16 protein-coding genes are annotated in these 17,275 nt (G+C 45.0%); 7 read left to right on the plus strand and 9 right to left on the minus strand.

Annotation, left to right across the window (positions count from 1 at the left end):
- Positions 1-122: 122 nt before the first annotated feature.
- Entirely contained in the window at positions 123-1,031 is a 909-nt protein-coding gene (locus L2717_RS09215; protein ID WP_220773864.1) for a GGDEF domain-containing protein, read from the minus strand.
- 320 nt (positions 1,032-1,351) lie between these two features.
- On the opposite strand from L2717_RS09215, the gene L2717_RS09220 reads away from it, so the two are divergent.
- The 3 genes from L2717_RS09220 (at position 1,352) to L2717_RS09230 (ending at position 4,513) form a co-directional block, all read left to right on the plus strand.
- Positions 1,352-1,837, plus strand: a complete 486-nt coding sequence (locus L2717_RS09220; RefSeq protein ID WP_220773872.1) for a cupin domain-containing protein — start codon at positions 1,352-1,354, stop codon at positions 1,835-1,837.
- A gap of 198 nt (positions 1,838-2,035) precedes the next feature.
- Positions 2,036-2,815: a prolipoprotein diacylglyceryl transferase gene (gene lgt / locus L2717_RS09225; protein ID WP_220773865.1), complete on the plus strand. Its 780-nt coding sequence runs from the start codon at positions 2,036-2,038 to the stop codon at positions 2,813-2,815.
- A gap of 336 nt (positions 2,816-3,151) precedes the next feature.
- Positions 3,152-4,513 (plus strand): MATE family efflux transporter, encoded by a 1,362-nt coding sequence (locus L2717_RS09230; RefSeq protein WP_220773866.1) that lies wholly within the window; start codon positions 3,152-3,154, stop codon positions 4,511-4,513.
- A 63-nt stretch (positions 4,514-4,576) separates the two neighbouring features.
- Here L2717_RS09230 and L2717_RS09235 read toward each other — a convergent pair whose 3' ends face one another.
- Entirely contained in the window at positions 4,577-5,002 is a 426-nt protein-coding gene (locus L2717_RS09235) for a CBS domain-containing protein (RefSeq protein ID WP_220773867.1), read from the minus strand.
- A gap of 242 nt (positions 5,003-5,244) precedes the next feature.
- Between L2717_RS09235 and L2717_RS09240 the strand changes: the two genes are divergently transcribed.
- Both L2717_RS09240 and L2717_RS09245 read left to right on the plus strand, forming a co-directional pair.
- Entirely contained in the window at positions 5,245-7,011 is a 1,767-nt protein-coding gene (locus L2717_RS09240; RefSeq protein ID WP_220773868.1) for an alkaline phosphatase D family protein, read from the plus strand.
- Between the two features lie 273 nt (positions 7,012-7,284).
- A complete protein-coding gene (locus tag L2717_RS09245) occupies positions 7,285-7,851 on the plus strand; it encodes a phosphoribosyltransferase (RefSeq protein WP_220773869.1) in 567 nt (188 codons plus the stop codon).
- 98 nt (positions 7,852-7,949) lie between these two features.
- Here L2717_RS09245 and L2717_RS09250 read toward each other — a convergent pair whose 3' ends face one another.
- The 5 genes from L2717_RS09250 to trxA form a co-directional block, all read right to left on the minus strand.
- Entirely contained in the window at positions 7,950-8,681 is a 732-nt protein-coding gene (locus L2717_RS09250) for a fumarate reductase iron-sulfur subunit (protein WP_115406834.1), read from the minus strand.
- A complete protein-coding gene (locus tag L2717_RS09255; protein WP_220773870.1) occupies positions 8,681-10,687 on the minus strand; it encodes a fumarate reductase flavoprotein subunit in 2,007 nt (668 codons plus the stop codon). The genes L2717_RS09250 and L2717_RS09255 overlap by 1 nt, the downstream gene beginning before the upstream one ends.
- Positions 10,688-10,730: 43 nt before the next feature.
- Positions 10,731-11,453, minus strand: coding sequence for a fumarate reductase cytochrome b subunit (locus L2717_RS09260; protein WP_220773871.1), 723 nt, complete (start codon positions 11,451-11,453; stop codon positions 10,731-10,733).
- 419 nt (positions 11,454-11,872) lie between these two features.
- Entirely contained in the window at positions 11,873-13,138 is a 1,266-nt protein-coding gene (rho, locus tag L2717_RS09265) for a transcription termination factor Rho (protein ID WP_220774295.1), read from the minus strand.
- Between the two features lie 207 nt (positions 13,139-13,345).
- A complete protein-coding gene (gene trxA, locus L2717_RS09270) occupies positions 13,346-13,672 on the minus strand; it encodes a thioredoxin TrxA (protein WP_076498805.1) in 327 nt (108 codons plus the stop codon).
- Between the two features lie 154 nt (positions 13,673-13,826).
- Here trxA and rhlB point away from each other — a divergent pair, with 154 nt between their 5' ends.
- Together rhlB and L2717_RS09280 are read left to right on the plus strand one after the other, a co-directional pair.
- The gene (rhlB, locus tag L2717_RS09275; protein ID WP_220774294.1) at positions 13,827-15,143 is read left to right on the plus strand and encodes an ATP-dependent RNA helicase RhlB; all 1,317 of its coding nucleotides are present in this window, start codon (positions 13,827-13,829) and stop codon (positions 15,141-15,143) included.
- Complete coding sequence (locus tag L2717_RS09280; protein WP_220774293.1) at positions 15,144-16,070, plus strand: Ppx/GppA phosphatase family protein; 927 nt, start codon at positions 15,144-15,146, stop codon at positions 16,068-16,070.
- Positions 16,071-16,128: 58 nt separating this feature from the next.
- Here the strand turns inward: L2717_RS09280 and L2717_RS09285 are convergent, their stop codons facing one another.
- Both L2717_RS09285 and mutT read right to left on the minus strand, forming a co-directional pair.
- A complete protein-coding gene (locus tag L2717_RS09285) occupies positions 16,129-16,665 on the minus strand; it encodes a thioredoxin family protein (RefSeq protein ID WP_115406838.1) in 537 nt (178 codons plus the stop codon).
- 212 nt (positions 16,666-16,877) lie between these two features.
- Complete coding sequence (gene mutT / locus L2717_RS09290; RefSeq protein ID WP_220774292.1) at positions 16,878-17,270, minus strand: 8-oxo-dGTP diphosphatase MutT; 393 nt, start codon at positions 17,268-17,270, stop codon at positions 16,878-16,880.
- Positions 17,271-17,275 lie beyond the last annotated feature (5 nt).

Raw genomic sequence — 17,275 nt, forward strand, 5'->3', positions numbered from 1 at the left:
TAATAGCTTGATGTAATCGAACCACTTTAATAGCGAGCCTTATGGCTCGCTTTTTTATTCGGCATTATTCTATTTTTTAACGCAAATATTAACGTTTTATCTTGGGTATTAGCAGGCAGTATTTAAATATGTTTTGCTATCACTCGGTTTTTGCCGCTACGTTTGGCTTGATAGAGAGCGGCGTCGGCGCGTTTTAATGTTTCTTCATAGGATTTATCGCGCGGATTGATACTCGCTACACCTATGCTCATCGTCGCAAATACCCCATCAACGATATGCTTTTGTAATTCAATGTATAAACATTGGCAGAGGTGCTCTGCAAAGGCCAAAGCCTGCTCAAGTTGTTGCCCTGGAAGGGTAATAACAAACTCATCGCCGCCAAAACGATAGGCGTTGTCTATTGCTGTTAGCTGTTTTCGGCAGGTATCAGCCACTGCAATAATTACTTGATCACCGATATGGTGGCCTAAATTGTCGTTAATGGCTTTTAAATGATCGAGATCGAGGACCAAAATGGAGGCCGAAGTATGATTGTGCTGATAGGTCTCAAATTGTTCGGTTAAATCTTGATCTAATCTGCGGCGGTTAAATAATCCGGTCAGTTGGTCAGTATCGCTAAACTGGCGTAGTTGGATTTCAAGTTCGTGTCGTTGTGAGATATTACTCGCGACCCAAAGTACAACGGGCTCGTTATCAACAAGAAAATCCAGCGCTTGAATTCGACCTTCAAACCAAATGGGGTGTTCTGGCCCGGTATCGGGTAAGCCTTTGACATCTTTGCTACTGAGTTCATATTCCTCAATCAACAATTTATGGCTGCTCAATGCCATCTCGATCGTCGTTAAAAAGTAATTGAGTTTGTCTGTTTTTAACACATCAGCAAGGTATAAGCCGATTAAGCCGCTGCCATCATGGTAATAACGCCCATCTTTACCGCCAAATACGGCGATATATTTTCCACTTTTTGACAATACAAAAGTAGGGTCTGGCAATGCATCAAGTACTAACGCCATCTGTTCAATGTTGATCATTTATAGGTTCCCTGTGGAAACTCAGCTTATCCAGCAGTGTGTGTATCTTAGTTGCCATCAGTGATAGCGACAAATAAATCTTACTAATGCAGATTAATTTAGTGATTTTGAGTTATAGCCAGCACTTTTATCTTACTGTTTATGTTAGTAAATAAAATCGTAGCTGTGTTGATTTAATCTGCACTAAGTCTGTATTAGTCATATTGCCGTAGTGGCCTAAATCATAAAATGCTATCAGCGCACTTAGAGAGTGACTGTTTTTCGAGTACACTCACAGGCTTGAATTGCGAAGCCAATTGACTGATACAGGTATTCTTACTATGCAAACCGCCGATGATTTTATTGAACATTTAGCACTAGAGCCGCATGTTGAAGGTGGTTACTATCGATCTTCTTACCGCTCTGAGGCGTCTTTTGACTCAACTCGGGTGTTATGGAGCAGCATTTATTTTTTGCTGCGCACAGATGAGGTTTCTCATTTCCACCGCTTGACTGCCGACGAGATGTGGTATTTCCAAGCTGGACAATCCCTAACGATTTATATGATTGATCCTGAAGGAGTATTAACCACCGCGCAGTTAGGGCTCGATTTAGCAGCCGGTGAGCGGCCACAATTTTTAGTGCCTAAGGGCTGTATTTTTGGCTCAGCGCTAAACCAAGCAGGCTTTTCATTAGTGGGCTGCATGGTATCGCCTGGTTTTACCTTCGACGATTTTGAGTTATTTAGCCAAGAGTCACTGTTAGCACAATATCCGCAGCATAGCGATATTATCCAACGATTAAGCCGAAAACAAACCGAGGTTTAATTTTATTAACGTCTGCAGGATTAGCCGATAACGCAATGCAATATCGATGGCGTCAATCGCACTGAAAACGCTTTAAATTTAAGCAATTGTGCTCGATGTAAAGTGTTCTGCACGACAGGCCTTGTTTAATCGGTATTAACCACGTAAAACATATTTTTTGGCGTAGCTCATGTACCCAGTGTTATGGAGTAATTGAATTTGGAACACTTAGTGTGGCAACTCGATCCTGTATTAGTCTCGTTTATGGGGCTCAAAATACATTGGTATGGCGTATTATTTGCTGTCGCTATCACCGCGGGTTTTCAGGTGATGAAGCGAATTTATACTAAAGAAAATCTTGATGTTGAGTCACTCGATAATCTACTGATTTATTGTGTTGTCGGCATTATCGTCGGTGCCCGTTTGGCCCATTGTATTTTTTACGATCCGGATTATTACTTTGCCCACCCGCTGAAGATTTTGGCGATTTGGGAAGGGGGATTAGCGAGTCACGGTGGTGGTCTAGGTGCGATTCTTGCGCTGTATTATTACCAACGTAAAGTGAAGCTACCCTTCTTATTTTTGTTGGATAGACTGGCGATTGCCACCGCCATTTTTGGCTTTTTTGTACGGATGGCGAACTTTGCCAACTCAGAGATTTTAGGCGACCCAACGACTCAACCTTGGGGCATTATATTTGCCCGTGTTGATATGTTGCCAAGACATCCGGCACAGCTCTATGAGGCGTTTACCTATTTGGCTATCTTTATTGGTCTGTATGCTCTGTATCAATATACCCAAATTAAACAACGGCATGGGGCGATTTTTGGCTTGTTTTTGGTGCTGGTATTTAGTGCGCGCATTGCGATTGAGTCGATTAAAGTCAGCCAAGCGGCTTACTCTGAAACGCTCTTAAGCGCGGGCCAATTACTCAGCTTACCTTTCCTCGCTGTAGGCATCATCTTGTTGTTTTTGGCGTATCGAAATAAGCGCGCTTAAGTCCTAATATTAATGTGTTTAAAAGGCTTTCTATCCCAATAGAAAGCCTTTTTTTATTGGTAAATGTATATCATTGAGAGTTGGTTAAGGTTTTTACGACATTGGTCACTTTGCCAATTGAGTGGTGCATAATATTGTAATAAAATTACCTGTAAAGTTGAGGTTAAGGGCGTTGGTGCTTGTTTTTTCGCCTTTATCAGCGTTTTATTATGCTTTATGGTTTGTTTGTGAAAGTTGCTTTCAGTATTTATTCTGTCGCTTGCCTATATATTGTTTAGACAAATTCATTGACCCAGCGCTCACATCGCTATTCGTTCTCTATTTGCAGGATTTTCCGTGGCTAAAGTACCTAAAACATTGCAACAACGCATGAGTATCGTCGCCCTCACATGGCCGATTTTTATCGAGACCTTACTGCAGTCGCTGCTTGGGATCAGTGATATTTTTATGCTCAGCCATTATTCCGATAACGCGGTAGCGGCGGTGGGGCTCACGACTCAGTTGATGTTCTTCATGATGGTCATGTCGATGATGGTGAGCACAGGCGCGAGCATTTTAATAAGCCAAAATAATGGTGCTGGTCAGTCGCAGCAGGCTGTCGATATAGGGGTGGCAAGTATTGCATTGAGTTTGTTACTCGCGCTGATTATGGGCACGTCAATGTTCTTCGGCGCTGAGGGAATTATCGGCCTGTTTGCGCTGGAACACGATGTAGCAGGTTTTGGCTATGACTATTTAGTGATTTGCGGCAGCTTGAGTCTTGGCCTAGTGATGAACATTGCTTTTGCTGCAATTTTAAGGAGTTACGGTTTCACTCGCTCGGCTATGTTAGTGACGTCAAGTACAGGTTTGATGAACGTCATCGGTAACTATATTGCCCTATATTCTCCCTTTGATTTGCCCGTTTATGGCGTGACTGGGGTAGCGATATCCACAGTGACCAGCCAGATTATCGGCGCTGTGATTATGTTACTGGTGATCCGCCATAAAAAAATCCCGCTGCCACTGCACCGTCTTAAATTATTGCCGCGCAGCACTTATTGGCGCGTGATGCGCATTGGTCTACTCAATGCCGGTGAGATGCTGTCTTATAATGTCGCGCAGATGACCATTATCTATTTTATCAGCCAAATGGGCACTTTATCGCTTACGGCTTACACCTATGGTTTAAACATCAGCCGTTTTATCTATTGTTTTGCGGTGGCGCTTGGACAAGCGACGCAAATTCAGACTGGGTACTATGTCGGTAAACAATGGTTTGATGAAATAACCACTAGGGTGCAGCGTTACTGTCTGGTGGGTTTTGTGGCTTCGTTAGCCATAGTGTTAATTTTTTATTGGCAGCGATTCACTATTATCGGCTGGTTGAGTGAAAACGAGGAAGTCATCCAATTAACGGCGGTATTACTGGCTGGTTCTATCGCGCTTGAAACTGGGCGGGTATTTAATTTAGTCATTATTTCGGCATTAAAAGGTGCTGGTGATGTGGCGTTTCCTGTATGGGTAGGCCTTTTTAGCATGTGGGGGATAGGCGTTTTATTTGCGTGGTTGTTTGGCCTTCACTTAGGTTATGGCGTACTTGCTGCTTGGCTGGCTGTTGCTGCCGATGAATGGGTGCGTGGTTTGATTATGGTATATCGCTGGCGCTCTGGCCGTTGGCAACGTTTTAATCGTATTCCTACTGTGAATTCGCTTTAGCGATTTTTGAGTGCACTCAATGATAGCGCAGCACACATCGGCTGCGTATTCTTGATAATAATATTAGTTTTTTTGCTGTAGTAAAGTGCGGCACAGTTTAATAAAGTCCGATGAGGTGACGATACCTAGTACCTTTTTATCGGCATCAACAACGGGTAAGCAGCCTAGCTTATTCTCGATAAAATATTCCACCACCACAGTTAAAGGCTCATCGGCGGTCAGATGCTGGCAGTCTTTATCCATCACAGTATCAATCGGTGTGTAACGCTCTTTACGGTCAAGCGCACCTTGGCCGTATTTATTTAGCATCGACATCACACTGGCGATCATCTTTTTATGGGTGAGTACGCCAACGAGGGTGCCATCTATTTCAGAAATCACCGGTAAGTGGCGTACGCCACGGGTTTGCATCAGATGATGGGCATCTTTCAAACTGGCGCCATCGCTGATGCAGATGACTTGGTCACTCATAATGTCGCTGACTTTCATGTATAAATTCCTTCTCTTGGCGTGCATTCAACCGGCTGCGTTAGCCTTTACCGATGTTAACAGCTTCCTTGTTGGCTGCGCTAGCCCTGTACAGATAAAGTACATAATTCAGTATAAGTATTTGAATTTATGGAAATCATAAAAGGCTGATAAAGATGTCATAAATGTGTAACAGTGATGTCCCACAATCGGTGTTTCATTAGACCTCATACCAGTGAAGCTTTAGCTAGCAAGGAATAATAATGAATCGTACCGTAACTCGTCGTGATTTTTTGGCTATGTCAGCCAAAGGTGTTGGCGTTGCTGTGATTTCTTACGGCTTGATGGGCTGTAGCGATAGTGATAACGATAATTCTGTGGCCGCACAGTTCTTACATGGGATTGCCAGTGGCGATCCAGCGGCTTACGCCGTGATCCTTTGGACCCGTGTCACGCCTGAGTCTGAGGGCGATGTGAAAGTGAGCTGGCAAGTGGCAAGTGATGCGGCCTTTACTCAATTAGTGACGACAGGTGAGATGGTGACTAATGCTCGCCGTGATTATACCGTTAAGGTTGATGCCCGTGGTTTACGTGCGGGACAAAACTACTTTTATCGCTTTATGGCAGGTGGCAAAACTTCCGTAGTGGGTAAAACCCGCACTCTGCCTGAGGGCGATGTAAGCTCTGTCAAATTAGCTGTTATGTCCTGTGCTAACTTTCCAGCCGGATACTTTAACGTATATGAATTAGCTGCGGCGCAGGAAGACTTAGATGCTGTGGTGCATTTAGGCGACTATATCTATGAATATGCCCGTGGCGGCTATGCTAGTGAGCATGCAGCAGAACTTGGCCGTGAAGTATTACCCGCCAATGAATTACTGACATTGGATGATTATCGCACTCGTTATGGTCAGTACCATACTGATACCAGTTTGCAAAAGTTACATGCGAAAGTGCCTTTTATCACAGTGTGGGATGACCATGAAGTCGCCAATGATACTTGGCGTGATGGCGCCGAGAATCACAACGAAGACGAAGGGGATTTTGCCGTCCGCAAAGAAGCGGCACTGCAAGCTTATTTCGAATGGTTACCTATTCGTCCATGGCGCGAAGGGAACCATGAAGAGATTTACCGCAGTTTTAGCTACGGTAATTTAGTCGATCTGCATATGTTGGATACTCGTGTATTAGCCCGTGATAAACAGCTTGATTATGCTGACTATATGGATGCCACAACGGGTTCATTTGCGGGCGAGCGTTTTCTTGCCGATGTCACATCGACCACTCGCACTATGCTGGGCCTGACGCAATTACTTTGGCTGCAGGGCACTTTGCTGCAAGCAACGGGCAAGTGGCAGGTATTAGGGCAACAGGTTTTAATGGGTAAGATGTCATTGCCTGCTGCGATTGCGACTCAGCAGATGAGCATTCCGCAATATGCCATGTTAGGCGCTTTAGCTAAGTTAGCGGCGCGCGCGGCGGCAAATGATCCCACACTTACAGCCCAAGAGTTGCAATATTTGCAAGTCAATCAAGCGCTATTAACACCTGAAACAATCGCGTTACTGCAATTACCCGCCATCCCATACAACTTAGATGCTTGGGATGGTTATGCCTATGAGCGTGAAATCATTTTAGGTACGGCTAAATCGAAAAACCTCAACCTAGTGGTGATCGCCGGTGATACGCACAATGCGTGGGCGAATGAGCTTAAAGACGTCAGTGGCGATACCGTTGGTGTTGAGTTTGCGACTAGTTCAGTGTCCTCGCCGGGGCTTGAATATTACTTGAATCTACCCGCGGAACAGCTCCCCGCGACTGAAGCGGCTATCGTCGAATTAGTGCCCGATCTTAAGTACGCTAACTTAAGCGATCGTGGCTTTATGACCCTCACTTTCACTGCCGAAGAGGTTCGCAGTGATTGGTATTATGTGGATACTATTCTGTCGAAGGACTTCCAAGCTGCAACGACCCGTGGTTATAGTGCTAAGGCAAAAGTAGGCCAGCATGTGATTACGCCTATCGTTTAATGCAGGTATGTACTCGCTGCTTTTAGGCCACCTTAGGGTGGCCTTTTTGTTGTTTTTGGCCTAAAAAGGCAAAATAAATGTCTGTTGTCATGCAAGTTCTTACTATTACTGCAGCACATCATATTTTTTTGGTATAAAATTCGCTCCCAAATTCGGTGGCTGCCTACACTTGCTAAGGCAAAGCTGTTTTGGGATTAATTACCCGCCGAACAGACCTTACAAGCTTTTGCTTTAACGACCTAAGAATAAAATCAATGTGATGGGGACTGTGTCATGTCAGAAAAGTATTTTGTAACCGCCCAACAACTGCTAGAAGATTCATTTTTATTAGCTTCGCAGGTCTATGAGAGTGGCTTTCGGCCGCAGTTTATCGTGGGTATTTGGCGTGGCGGCGCTCCAATCGGGATCGCGGTGCAGGAGTTTTTTGATTTTAAACAAGTCGAAACCGATCATATTGCCGTGCGTACTTCTTCCTATTATGGGATTGGTACCGATAAACAAAACAAAGAAATTAAAGTCCACGGTCTGCATTACATTGTTGAAAATGCTAACGCGAGTGACGGTTTATTGATTGTTGATGACGTGTTTGACTCTGGCCGTAGTATCCACGCATTAAAAGAAAAATTAGGCCAACTTATGCGCCTGAATATGCCAACCGATATCCGTATCGCTTGCCCATATTACAAACCTAAAAATACCGCAGTGCCTTTAAAACCAGATTACTACATTCACGCTTCAGAAGACTGGTTGGTGTTTCCACACGAAGTGACGGGCCTAACGCCTGAAGAAATTGCCGAAGGTAAGGGTGATTTAAAGAACATCCAGTACCTATTTAAATAGGTTGTTCACGGCGAAGCTGATACTTAAAGTGGCAACGCCTATGGTCTTGATAAACAGCGCCAAACTTATTGGCGCTTTTTTATGATTTATAAAGCGCGCTAAATCAAGGTCATGGCCATTTTTCGCCGCAGATAAGCAATTTGCTGCATATGCGGTAAATCCTTGGGGCAGTTGTCTTGGCAACCGAGCAAAGTCATGCAACCAAACACCCCATCCTGATTACCAATCACGTGGTAAAAATCCTCTGCGGTGCGAGCGTCGCGACTATCCATTTCAAAACGAGCTATTTTCATCATACCTACAGCGCCAACAAAGGTGTCACGCATTTGTTTGGTCGCGCAAGCTGAAACACATACGCCACACTCAACACAGCGCTCTAGCTCGTACAGACGTGCAGCTTCAACTGGATCCATTGGATCTTCGAGGCGATGCACATCGCTATCATTAGCCTTAGGGTGTAACCACAACTTTAAACGCTCAGCTAATTCGCGCATAAATTTACCGGTATTCACCGATAGGTCACCAATCAATTCAAAGCCTGGCAGTGGCATTAAGGTGATGTCGCCCTTAGGATATTTGGCGGTTAAGGTACGGCAAGCCAACGTCGGAAAACCGTTAATCACCATAGCGCAACTGCCACAAATACCTGCTCGGCAGACAAAATCAAACTGCAACGAAGTATCTTGCTCTTCCCTAAGTTTATTGAGGGCGATAAATACTGTCATACCCGGCGTTTCAGTAAGCTGATAACGCACCATTTTGGGCTTATCGTCTGGCTCCTGTGGATCATAACGAAAGATATAAAAGGTGAGTAAGCGACCTTGAGTCATTATGATTTCTCTCCTAACACATTGGCAGATGGGATTTTTAAGGTATCACTCAATCGTTCATTACTGGGTTGCAAGCTTTCGGGCAATTCAAAGGGCATAAGGGCGCGCTGGCGTTGATAACGGTCGGCATCGTCGCCTAGCTCAGCTAAAATCTCGGCAATCTGCTGCTCACGTTTTTCGGTATCGGGATGGGCTATGGCGTTATTGATGCCATAACCACGATAACCCGGCGGGAGTTCCATCTTCATCACATCGAGCGCTTCGTAATTAAGCACAGGTTCGAGTGCCTCGGGATCGGGCCAACTGGCTAAGGTGCGATTTAACCAATCGCGGTCATTTCGCTGCGGAAAATCTTCACGGGCGTGGGCCCCACGACTCTCGGTTCGCGCCGCTGCGCCGCAGGCCACTGTCAGCGCGACTTTGAGCATACGCTTGACCCGCAAAGCTTCAACTAGCTCAGGATTAGCGTGACGTTTCTTACACTTGAGCCCAAGTTTGCGCGAACGTTCAAGCAGCACTTTAAGCTCAGCAACGGCTTTATCAAGCTCGGGGCCATTACGGAAAATCCCCACATAATTCATCATGATGCGCTGCATTTCGTGTTTGAGTGTAAAGGCACTTTCAGCACCATCACCCTCGAGGAGCAGATCAATTTCACTTTGTACTTGCTGCATAAATTGCTCGACAAGTTGAGTGTTGATTTCTAAGCTATTGTTCTCACAAAAATCGGCGACATACTTACCGATAATCATACCGCCAACCACGGTTTCAGCCAACGAGTTACCGCCTAAACGGTTAAACCCATGCATGTCCCAACACGCCGCTTCGCCGACGCTGAACAAGCCTTTAAGCTGCGGACTTTCACCGGTGGCATTGGTTCTAATGCCGCCCATAGAATAATGCTGGGTTGGGCGCACAGGGATCCAATCTTTAGCGGGATCGATGCCTAAAAAGTTTTCGCAGATTTCCTGTACTTCCCTAAGGTTGGTTTCAATATGCTTGCGACCTAACTGGGTAATATCCAGCCACAAATGCGGCCCATAGGGGCTATCGACGCCCTTACCTTTACGTATATGTTCGGTCATGCGGCGCGATACTACATCCCGCGATGCCAACTCCTTTTTATCGGGCTCATAGTCAGGCATAAAGCGATAACCGTCTTTATCGCGCAATAAACCGCCATCACCACGGCACCCTTCCGTCGTTAAAATACCCACAGGAACGATGGCAGTGGGATGGAATTGTACCGCTTCCATATTGCCAAGCCTTGCTACGCCGGTTTCTAGCGCCAGCGCTTGGCCAATGCCTTCACAGATAATCGCATTGGTCGACACTTCATAAATGCGGCCATATCCGCCAGTAGCGATAGTGGTGGACTTAGCCACATAGGCCCTGAGTTCACCGGTTATCAAACAGCGGGCGATCACGCCATGGCAGCGCTTGCCATCGTGAATGAGTGCCAATGCTTCGATACGTTCATGCACAGGAATATCCATAGCAATCGCTTTGTTATCCATAGCATATAACAAGGAGTGGCCGGTACCATCGGCCGTATAGCAAGTGCGCCATTTTTTTGTGCCGCCAAAGTCTCGGGCGTTAATCAGGCCATGGGCTTGCTGCGCCTCATGCAAAGTCACTTTTTGCGCGTTAACAATCACGTCCCTTGGGCCTGCACTCACCCTTGACCAAGGCACGCCCCAATTAGCCAGCTCGCGCACGGCTTTAGGCGCACAGTGGACAAACATGCGCGCGACATCTTGATCGCAGCCCCAATCAGAGCCTTTTACCGTATCTTGAAAATGTACATCCTCATCATCGCCCATGCCTTTAACGGTATTGCCTAAGCTTGCCTGCATGCCACCTTGGGCGGCTGCTGAGTGAGAGCGTTTCGCAGGAATGAGTGATAACACTAAGGTATCAAGCCCACGCTCTTTTGACGCGATGGCCACCCTTAACCCCGCCAATCCAGCACCTACCACTAATGAATCGGTATAAATCAGTTTCACGCCTGCTCCTTAATCGGATCTGTTGTTATTGTCAGCTTCATTGTTATTTCGGCACAAAGGGTTGGACTGGTGTGCCAAGTTCACTGCCAATAAATAAGTAGGTAATCAGGCTGGCAGCACCAAGACATAATAGATAGGTAATCAACATCTTAGCGACGTTACTTAGGGCCGTACGTCGGCTAGATAAACCCCATTTCAGTGCGACTCGATACAAGCCAATCATGGCGTGTATCACAACTGCAGGCAGTAGCAGGGCATACAGTAACCAAGCATTATCGTGATACACCCGTTCGGCCGATAAATGCGGGCCAATTTCGGGATTCATAATCATAGTAAAGAGATGTGCTGGTACGAGGAAAAATAAGATAAATCCAGTGACCAGCTGCCAGAACCACGCGTGAGTATCTTTATGGTTAATATTTTTCATGTGCGTGCGTAAGGCGCGCCATTGGCCCAATTGCGCAGGAAAACGCCGTAACGCTAGCGCTGCATGTAGTATCACCACCAGTAACATGAACACTGAAAACACTTTGGTGACAAGTGGAAAACCATGCCCTGAGGGGCTAAACATTCCGCCTTCAAGTAATTGCACTACCTGATAAAAGGCTTCTTTTCCGAGCAAAATGCTGGATTCAAAATGCATGTGCAGCAGTAAAAACAAACCGAGCAGAATGCCCGTCGCACTCTGTAACCAATCAGCTTTTGCTGACCATGGGTGACTGAGTTGTGTACTCACCTTCTTGTGAGCTCGCGTCACGTTTGTCATCTTGGATTTACCTATGTCATTTATTGTTGGGTACCTTCTGGCAATTTACACGATAGCAACAACCTAAATTAGCGGTCAGTATTACAGATTTAAAGCGTGAGCTAACTCACCAGACAGAGTGCAATTCTTAGAATAAGATCACAAAATCAATCATAAAAACAAACAAATATAAAACAATTGAATTAATGCATTCCATTGCGTTATGCCTAAAAACAAAACTGACAATTTGGTTTTTTGTGCTAATCATGCTAGTGATTACAAGGGCTTATATTGTTGATGTGATATACCGTGACAGCGGGTGATACGTTGGCAATATGGTCAAGTTTTGAGTAAAACTTGAATAAAGTATTTGAGTAAAAAAGCGTAGATAACAAAAAAGCCGCAGAATGCGGCTTTTAGATTGATGTTGCGATCTAAGCTTAAGACTTAGAGCGTTTCATCGCAGTGAAGAATTCTTCGTTAGTTTTGGTCATCGCCAATTTATCGATTAAGAATTCCATTGCGCTGACTTCATCCATAGGATGCAAAATCTTACGCAGGATCCACATTTTTTGCAGCTCTTCTTGAGTCGTCAGTTTTTCTTCACGACGCGTGCCGCTGCGATTGAAGTCAATGGCCGGGAACACACGCTTTTCTGCCGCTTTACGTGACAAATGTAGCTCTTGGTTACCTGTACCTTTAAATTCTTCGTAGATCACTTCGTCCATCTTAGAACCGGTATCGACCAACGCCGTGGCGATAATAGTCAAGCTGCCGCCGTGTTCGATGTTACGTGCTGCACCAAAGAAGCGTTTTGGACGGTGTAGGGCGTTAGCATCGACACCACCGGTTAACACTTTACCCGATGAAGGGATGACAGTGTTATAGGCACGGGCTAAACGGGTGATAGAGTCGAGTAGAATGACGACGTCTTTCTTGTGCTCAACCAAGCGTTTCGCTTTTTCAATCACCATTTCAGCAACTTGTACGTGGCGGCTGGCTGGCTCATCGAAGGTTGATGCAATAACTTCGCCTTTAACAAGACGCTGCATTTCTGTTACTTCTTCTGGGCGTTCATCAATCAGCAATACCATCAACACCACTTCTGGGTTGTTGTAGCTGATGCTTTGAGCAATGCCTTGAAGTAATAGGGTTTTACCAGCTTTTGGCGGTGCAACAATCAAACCACGTTGACCTTTACCAATCGGTGAGCATAAATCCAGAATACGCGCGGTAATATCTTCTGTTGAGCCGTTACCGCGTTCCATACGCATACGTTCTTCTGCGTGGAGTGGCGTTAAGTTTTCAAAGAGGATTTTATTACGAGAGTTTTCAGGTTTATCGAAGTTAACTTCGTTGACTTTCAATAGGGCAAAATAACGCTCGCCTTCTTTAGGTGGGCGTATTTTACCAAAAATGGTATCACCCGTGCGCATGTTGAAGCGGCGAATTTGGCTTGGCGAGACATAAATGTCGTCTGGGCCAGCTAAATAAGAACCGTCTGAGCTGCGTAAGAAGCCGAAGCCGTCTTGGAGTATTTCTAATACCCCACCGCCGAAAATGTCTTCTCCACTTTTTGCGTGGGCTTTAAGGATTGAGAAAATAATGTCCTGCTTGCGAGCGCGGGCCATATTTTCGAGCTTCATATTTTCAGCTAGCAAGACTAGGTCAGAAATCGGCGTGTCTTTTAATTCAGTTAAGTTCATTTTGGGGGTCTTGTGTTACGCGACAAAGCTTACCGCTCAATCAGTAAGGATGTAATTCAGGATAGTGATTGACGAGCGAGAAGAGGTTATTAGAAAGAATCTGGTTATTAAAGTAGCACTAACAAAGCGGGGCGTCCAGAAATTTAGGGAGATTCCGACACAATTAATTTATTGCTTGTGTCGGAGGTCATTCATTACGCGATTAAATTAGATTTGCGCGTCAATAAATTCTTTCAATTGTGTTTTTGATAGCGCGCCAACTTTAGTCGCCGCTAACTCACCGTTCTTGAACAACAGTAGCGTTGGAATGCCGCGAACGCCATATTTCGCTGGAGAAACATTGTTTTGGTCAACGTTTAATTTAGCGATAGTCAGGCGACCAGCATATTCTTCAGACACATCGTCTAAAATTGGAGCGATCATTTTACAAGGGCCACACCACTCGGCCCAAAAGTCTACCAATACTGGCAAATCAGACTTTAATACGTCGCTTTCGAAGCTGTCGTCACTCAGGTATATAATTTTATCGCTCATGATGTTCTCCAGTTTGGCTGCCATTGCTGGTTTGTTAATGGCTTACCATGTATATTGGGGTTGAAAAATAGCTTTTCAAGTTACCTTTTTTTACAATGTGGCTATTTCAAACGATCGAGTATCTTATTGCAACCTCAACAGGTAAGCTTGCGCTATGAGCGAAACACATCTATCTACCCAAAGGTTTGCCGACCTACCTCTACATCCTGAGGTTAAACAGGCTCTTGCCGAGAACGGCTTCGAATTTTGTACGCCGATTCAGGCGTTATCTCTGCCTATATTACTTCAATCAAAAGATATCGCTGGTCAAGCACAAACGGGCACAGGCAAGACAATGGCCTTTTTGGTCGCCACGTTTAACCACCTGCTATCAATACCCATTCCTGAAGGTCGACTGATAAATCAGCCTCGCGCCATCATAATGGCCCCGACTCGCGAATTAGCCATTCAAATTGCTAAAGACGCTATTTTACTCGCTAAACACACACACTTAAAGGTGGGTATTGTTTACGGCGGCGAAAGTTACGACGTTCAGCGTAAAGTGTTGGACCAAGGTGTTGATATCTTGATCGGTACTACAGGCCGCATTATTGATTACGTTCGCCAAGGTATTATTGGCTTAAATTCAATTCAGGCTGTGGTATTAGATGAAGCCGATCGCATGTTCGATCTTGGTTTTATTAAAGATATCCGTTTCTTGTTTAGACGTATGCCTGAGGCTAATCAACGTCTGAACATGCTATTTTCAGCAACCTTGTCGATGAAAGTGCAAGAGCTGGCTTATGATCATATGAACGAGCCGGTTAAAGTTGAAATTGAGCCTGAAGAAAAAACCTCTAAAAATATTAAAGAAGAAATTTTTTATCCTTCGCAAGAACATAAAATGCGTTTACTACTGACCTTAATTGAAGAAGATTGGCCAGAAAAAGCCATTGTTTTCTCCAACACTAAGCACAGCTGTGAAACGCTTTGGTCATGGCTTGAAGGTGACGGCCATCGTGTCGGTTTATTAACGGGTGATGTGCCGCAAAAGAAACGTATCCGTATTCTTGAGCAATTTACCAGTGGTCAGTTAGATATATTAGTGGCGACCGATGTTGCTGCGCGTGGTTTACATATCTCTGATGTGTCACACGTGTATAACTATGATTTACCTGATGATTGCGAAGACTATGTACACCGTATCGGTCGTACGGGTCGTGCGGGTAATAAAGGCATGTCGATAAGTTTTGCCTGCGAAGAGTATGCGTTGAATTTACCCGCTATCGAAAGCTATATTAATCATTCGATTCCTGTTAGCGATTACGACAGTGACGCTTTGCTGGCCGATATACCCACTCCTGCAAAAATCCACCGTAAACATCCTAGCGGCACACGTAATTTGCGTGATCGTTCAGGGGCAAGCCGTTCAGGTGCGCCACGGAGTGGGACGCGTCCTCCTCGTCATGACAGGACTCGTAGACATTCGTAAATGCCAACACCCGCTTATGCAGCCATAACATTAGGCTCAAATAGTTTTAATATGCTGATCGCCAGAACCCGTGGTGATCAGCCACATATTATTGCGAAATATAAACGAAAGGTGAGGCTTGCCGAAGGCATTGGCGATGATGGCATATTAAGCCATGACGTGATGCAACGCGGTCTCGACTGTTTGAGCATGTTTGCCCAGATGTTAGTGCAACATAAGATAGAGGCCAATCATGTCGCAGTGATTGCCACCGCGACTCTACGTAATGTTAGTAATGCCGATGAGTTTAGTCGACGTGCATTGCCACTGCTTGGTCATCCGATCGAAATTATCTCTGGTATGCGTGAAGCTGAGCTTATCTATCAAGGTATGGTGGCCACGACTCGCGGTCATGGCCGACGTTTAGTGATTGATATTGGCGGCGCAAGTACTGAGTTTATTATTGGTGATGGGCAGCAAGTATTGTTCAAAACCAGTTTACCTTTTGGTAGCGTAACTTATAACCGCCAGTTTTTCAGTAGTATGCCGTTGCAACAGCTTGATTTTGATGATGCTAAACAGCAGGTGTTAACAACGCTAGCTGAGCATAGGCATACTTTACGTGATCTCGGTTGGCACTGTGTTGTGGGGGCTTCTGGTGCGGTGCAATCTGTGGTCGAAGTGCTACTTCACCGTGGTTTGTCTGAGACGATAACTCTTGATGTGTTACATCAGCTAAAGGCTGAAATTCTTATCCAAGATGATATTGGCCTAACAGGTATTTTAGGGCTTTGCAGTGAACGGGCACCAACTTTTACCGCAGGTGTCGCTATCTTATTGGCTTTGTTTGAGTTATTGGGTATTGAACAGTTAGCTTTATCGGGCGGGGCATTGCGTGAAGGGGTATTAGTAATGTTAGCCCAGCGGATTATTGACGAGGCTAACTAGCCTGATGGATAAAATATTAAAGGCCGCATAGCGGCCTTTGTTGTTTTTACTGAGTTGATTATTTTACAATTTCAGCTAAATCTTTTTCTAAGGAAACGGTTGGACGCTCTACAATACGGCCAATTTCTTTGCCTTGCTGCAGCACAATAAAGGTCGGTATACGAGTAAATTCGTATTTAGCCGCTAAGCCTTGTGGATCTTTTTTGCTGCGATCGACACCAATATAAGTCACTTTAATATTGGGATTAGCGACTTCTTCCATGATACGGATAAAGCGCGGTGTTTCACGGTGACAATCTGGGCACCAAGTACCAATGATTACAATAATCTCAGTCGGTTCGGTAACGGTTTTTAGCGGGGCAATGGCTGCAGTATCGACTTGATAGCTTTTATAGCCGTCGGCAAACTCATTAAGATCTGTGACTAAATGTTGTGCTTCTACTACGCCAGTTAATATCACTTCTTGTTTCTCCTCACTGCAGGTGGCAATTAAACCCTGTTGTTGTTCTTCAAATCCACAGCCACCGTTGGCAAGTACCTGACAACTAAAAAACAAGGCGGTAGTGGCTATAAATGCCTTAATGTTATTGTGCATGATGCGCCCTTAAAATCGAAGAGAAAGAATGAGATTTGATTCAAACATTATTCTCTATGTGATAAAAGCGGATTATTAATTTGCTGCAAGCAAGATCACGCATTACTTATATAAACTCACCAACTGGCTTAGTCACGTAGCTCTATAGAGGGCGCAGTGGCTATTTGGTCGCGCACTTGAGTTTACTTCTGCAGTGCTGATTACTCTACAGATTAGGGTGCGAGAAGCTTTTCCAGAATCGGCTTATTAGCATCGGGGAAGTCGTATTTTATTAAATCGGCTTTAGTCACCCAAGCAATTAGTTGACCTTCTAGCCCTTGGGCTGTGCCGTTAAACTCGGTAACCAAATGGATATCAAGTAGCACTTGTTTATCGGGATAATCAAAGCTCAGCGCCATAAAGGGGCGGCTATCTGTGACGTCCAGAGCCACTTCTTCTTTTAATTCACGGATAAGTGCCTGCGTAACGGTTTCTCCCGCTTCAACTTTTCCGCCCGGAAACTCCCATTTGCCACCTTGATGTAAATGGTCTGGCCGTTTAGCTAACAGTATTTCACCAGCCGAATTGGTAATAACACCTACGGCCACATGGATGCGTTTAGTCATAATGT

The organism is Shewanella glacialipiscicola (genome assembly GCF_023283485.1).
In the GTDB taxonomy this organism is placed as follows: domain Bacteria; phylum Pseudomonadota; class Gammaproteobacteria; order Enterobacterales; family Shewanellaceae; genus Shewanella; species Shewanella glacialipiscicola.

Coding starts and splice junctions, on each gene's coding strand:
- rhlB (WP_220774294.1), top strand. CDS start 13,827: ATGAGCGAAACACATCTATCTACCCAAAGGTTTGCCGACCTACCTCTA.
- L2717_RS09250 (WP_115406834.1), bottom strand. CDS start 8,681: ATGACTCAAGGTCGCTTACTCACCTTTTATATCTTTCGTTATGATCCA.
- L2717_RS09235 (WP_220773867.1), bottom strand. CDS start 5,002: ATGAAAGTCAGCGACATTATGAGTGACCAAGTCATCTGCATCAGCGAT.
- L2717_RS09220 (WP_220773872.1), top strand. CDS start 1,352: ATGCAAACCGCCGATGATTTTATTGAACATTTAGCACTAGAGCCGCAT.
- rho (WP_220774295.1), bottom strand. CDS start 13,138: ATGAACTTAACTGAATTAAAAGACACGCCGATTTCTGACCTAGTCTTG.
- L2717_RS09260 (WP_220773871.1), bottom strand. CDS start 11,453: ATGACAAACGTGACGCGAGCTCACAAGAAGGTGAGTACACAACTCAGT.
- L2717_RS09240 (WP_220773868.1), top strand. CDS start 5,245: ATGAATCGTACCGTAACTCGTCGTGATTTTTTGGCTATGTCAGCCAAA.
- L2717_RS09245 (WP_220773869.1), top strand. CDS start 7,285: ATGTCAGAAAAGTATTTTGTAACCGCCCAACAACTGCTAGAAGATTCA.
- L2717_RS09285 (WP_115406838.1), bottom strand. CDS start 16,665: ATGCACAATAACATTAAGGCATTTATAGCCACTACCGCCTTGTTTTTT.
- L2717_RS09280 (WP_220774293.1), top strand. CDS start 15,144: ATGCCAACACCCGCTTATGCAGCCATAACATTAGGCTCAAATAGTTTT.
- mutT (WP_220774292.1), bottom strand. CDS start 17,270: ATGACTAAACGCATCCATGTGGCCGTAGGTGTTATTACCAATTCGGCT.
- trxA (WP_076498805.1), bottom strand. CDS start 13,672: ATGAGCGATAAAATTATATACCTGAGTGACGACAGCTTCGAAAGCGAC.
- L2717_RS09215 (WP_220773864.1), bottom strand. CDS start 1,031: ATGATCAACATTGAACAGATGGCGTTAGTACTTGATGCATTGCCAGAC.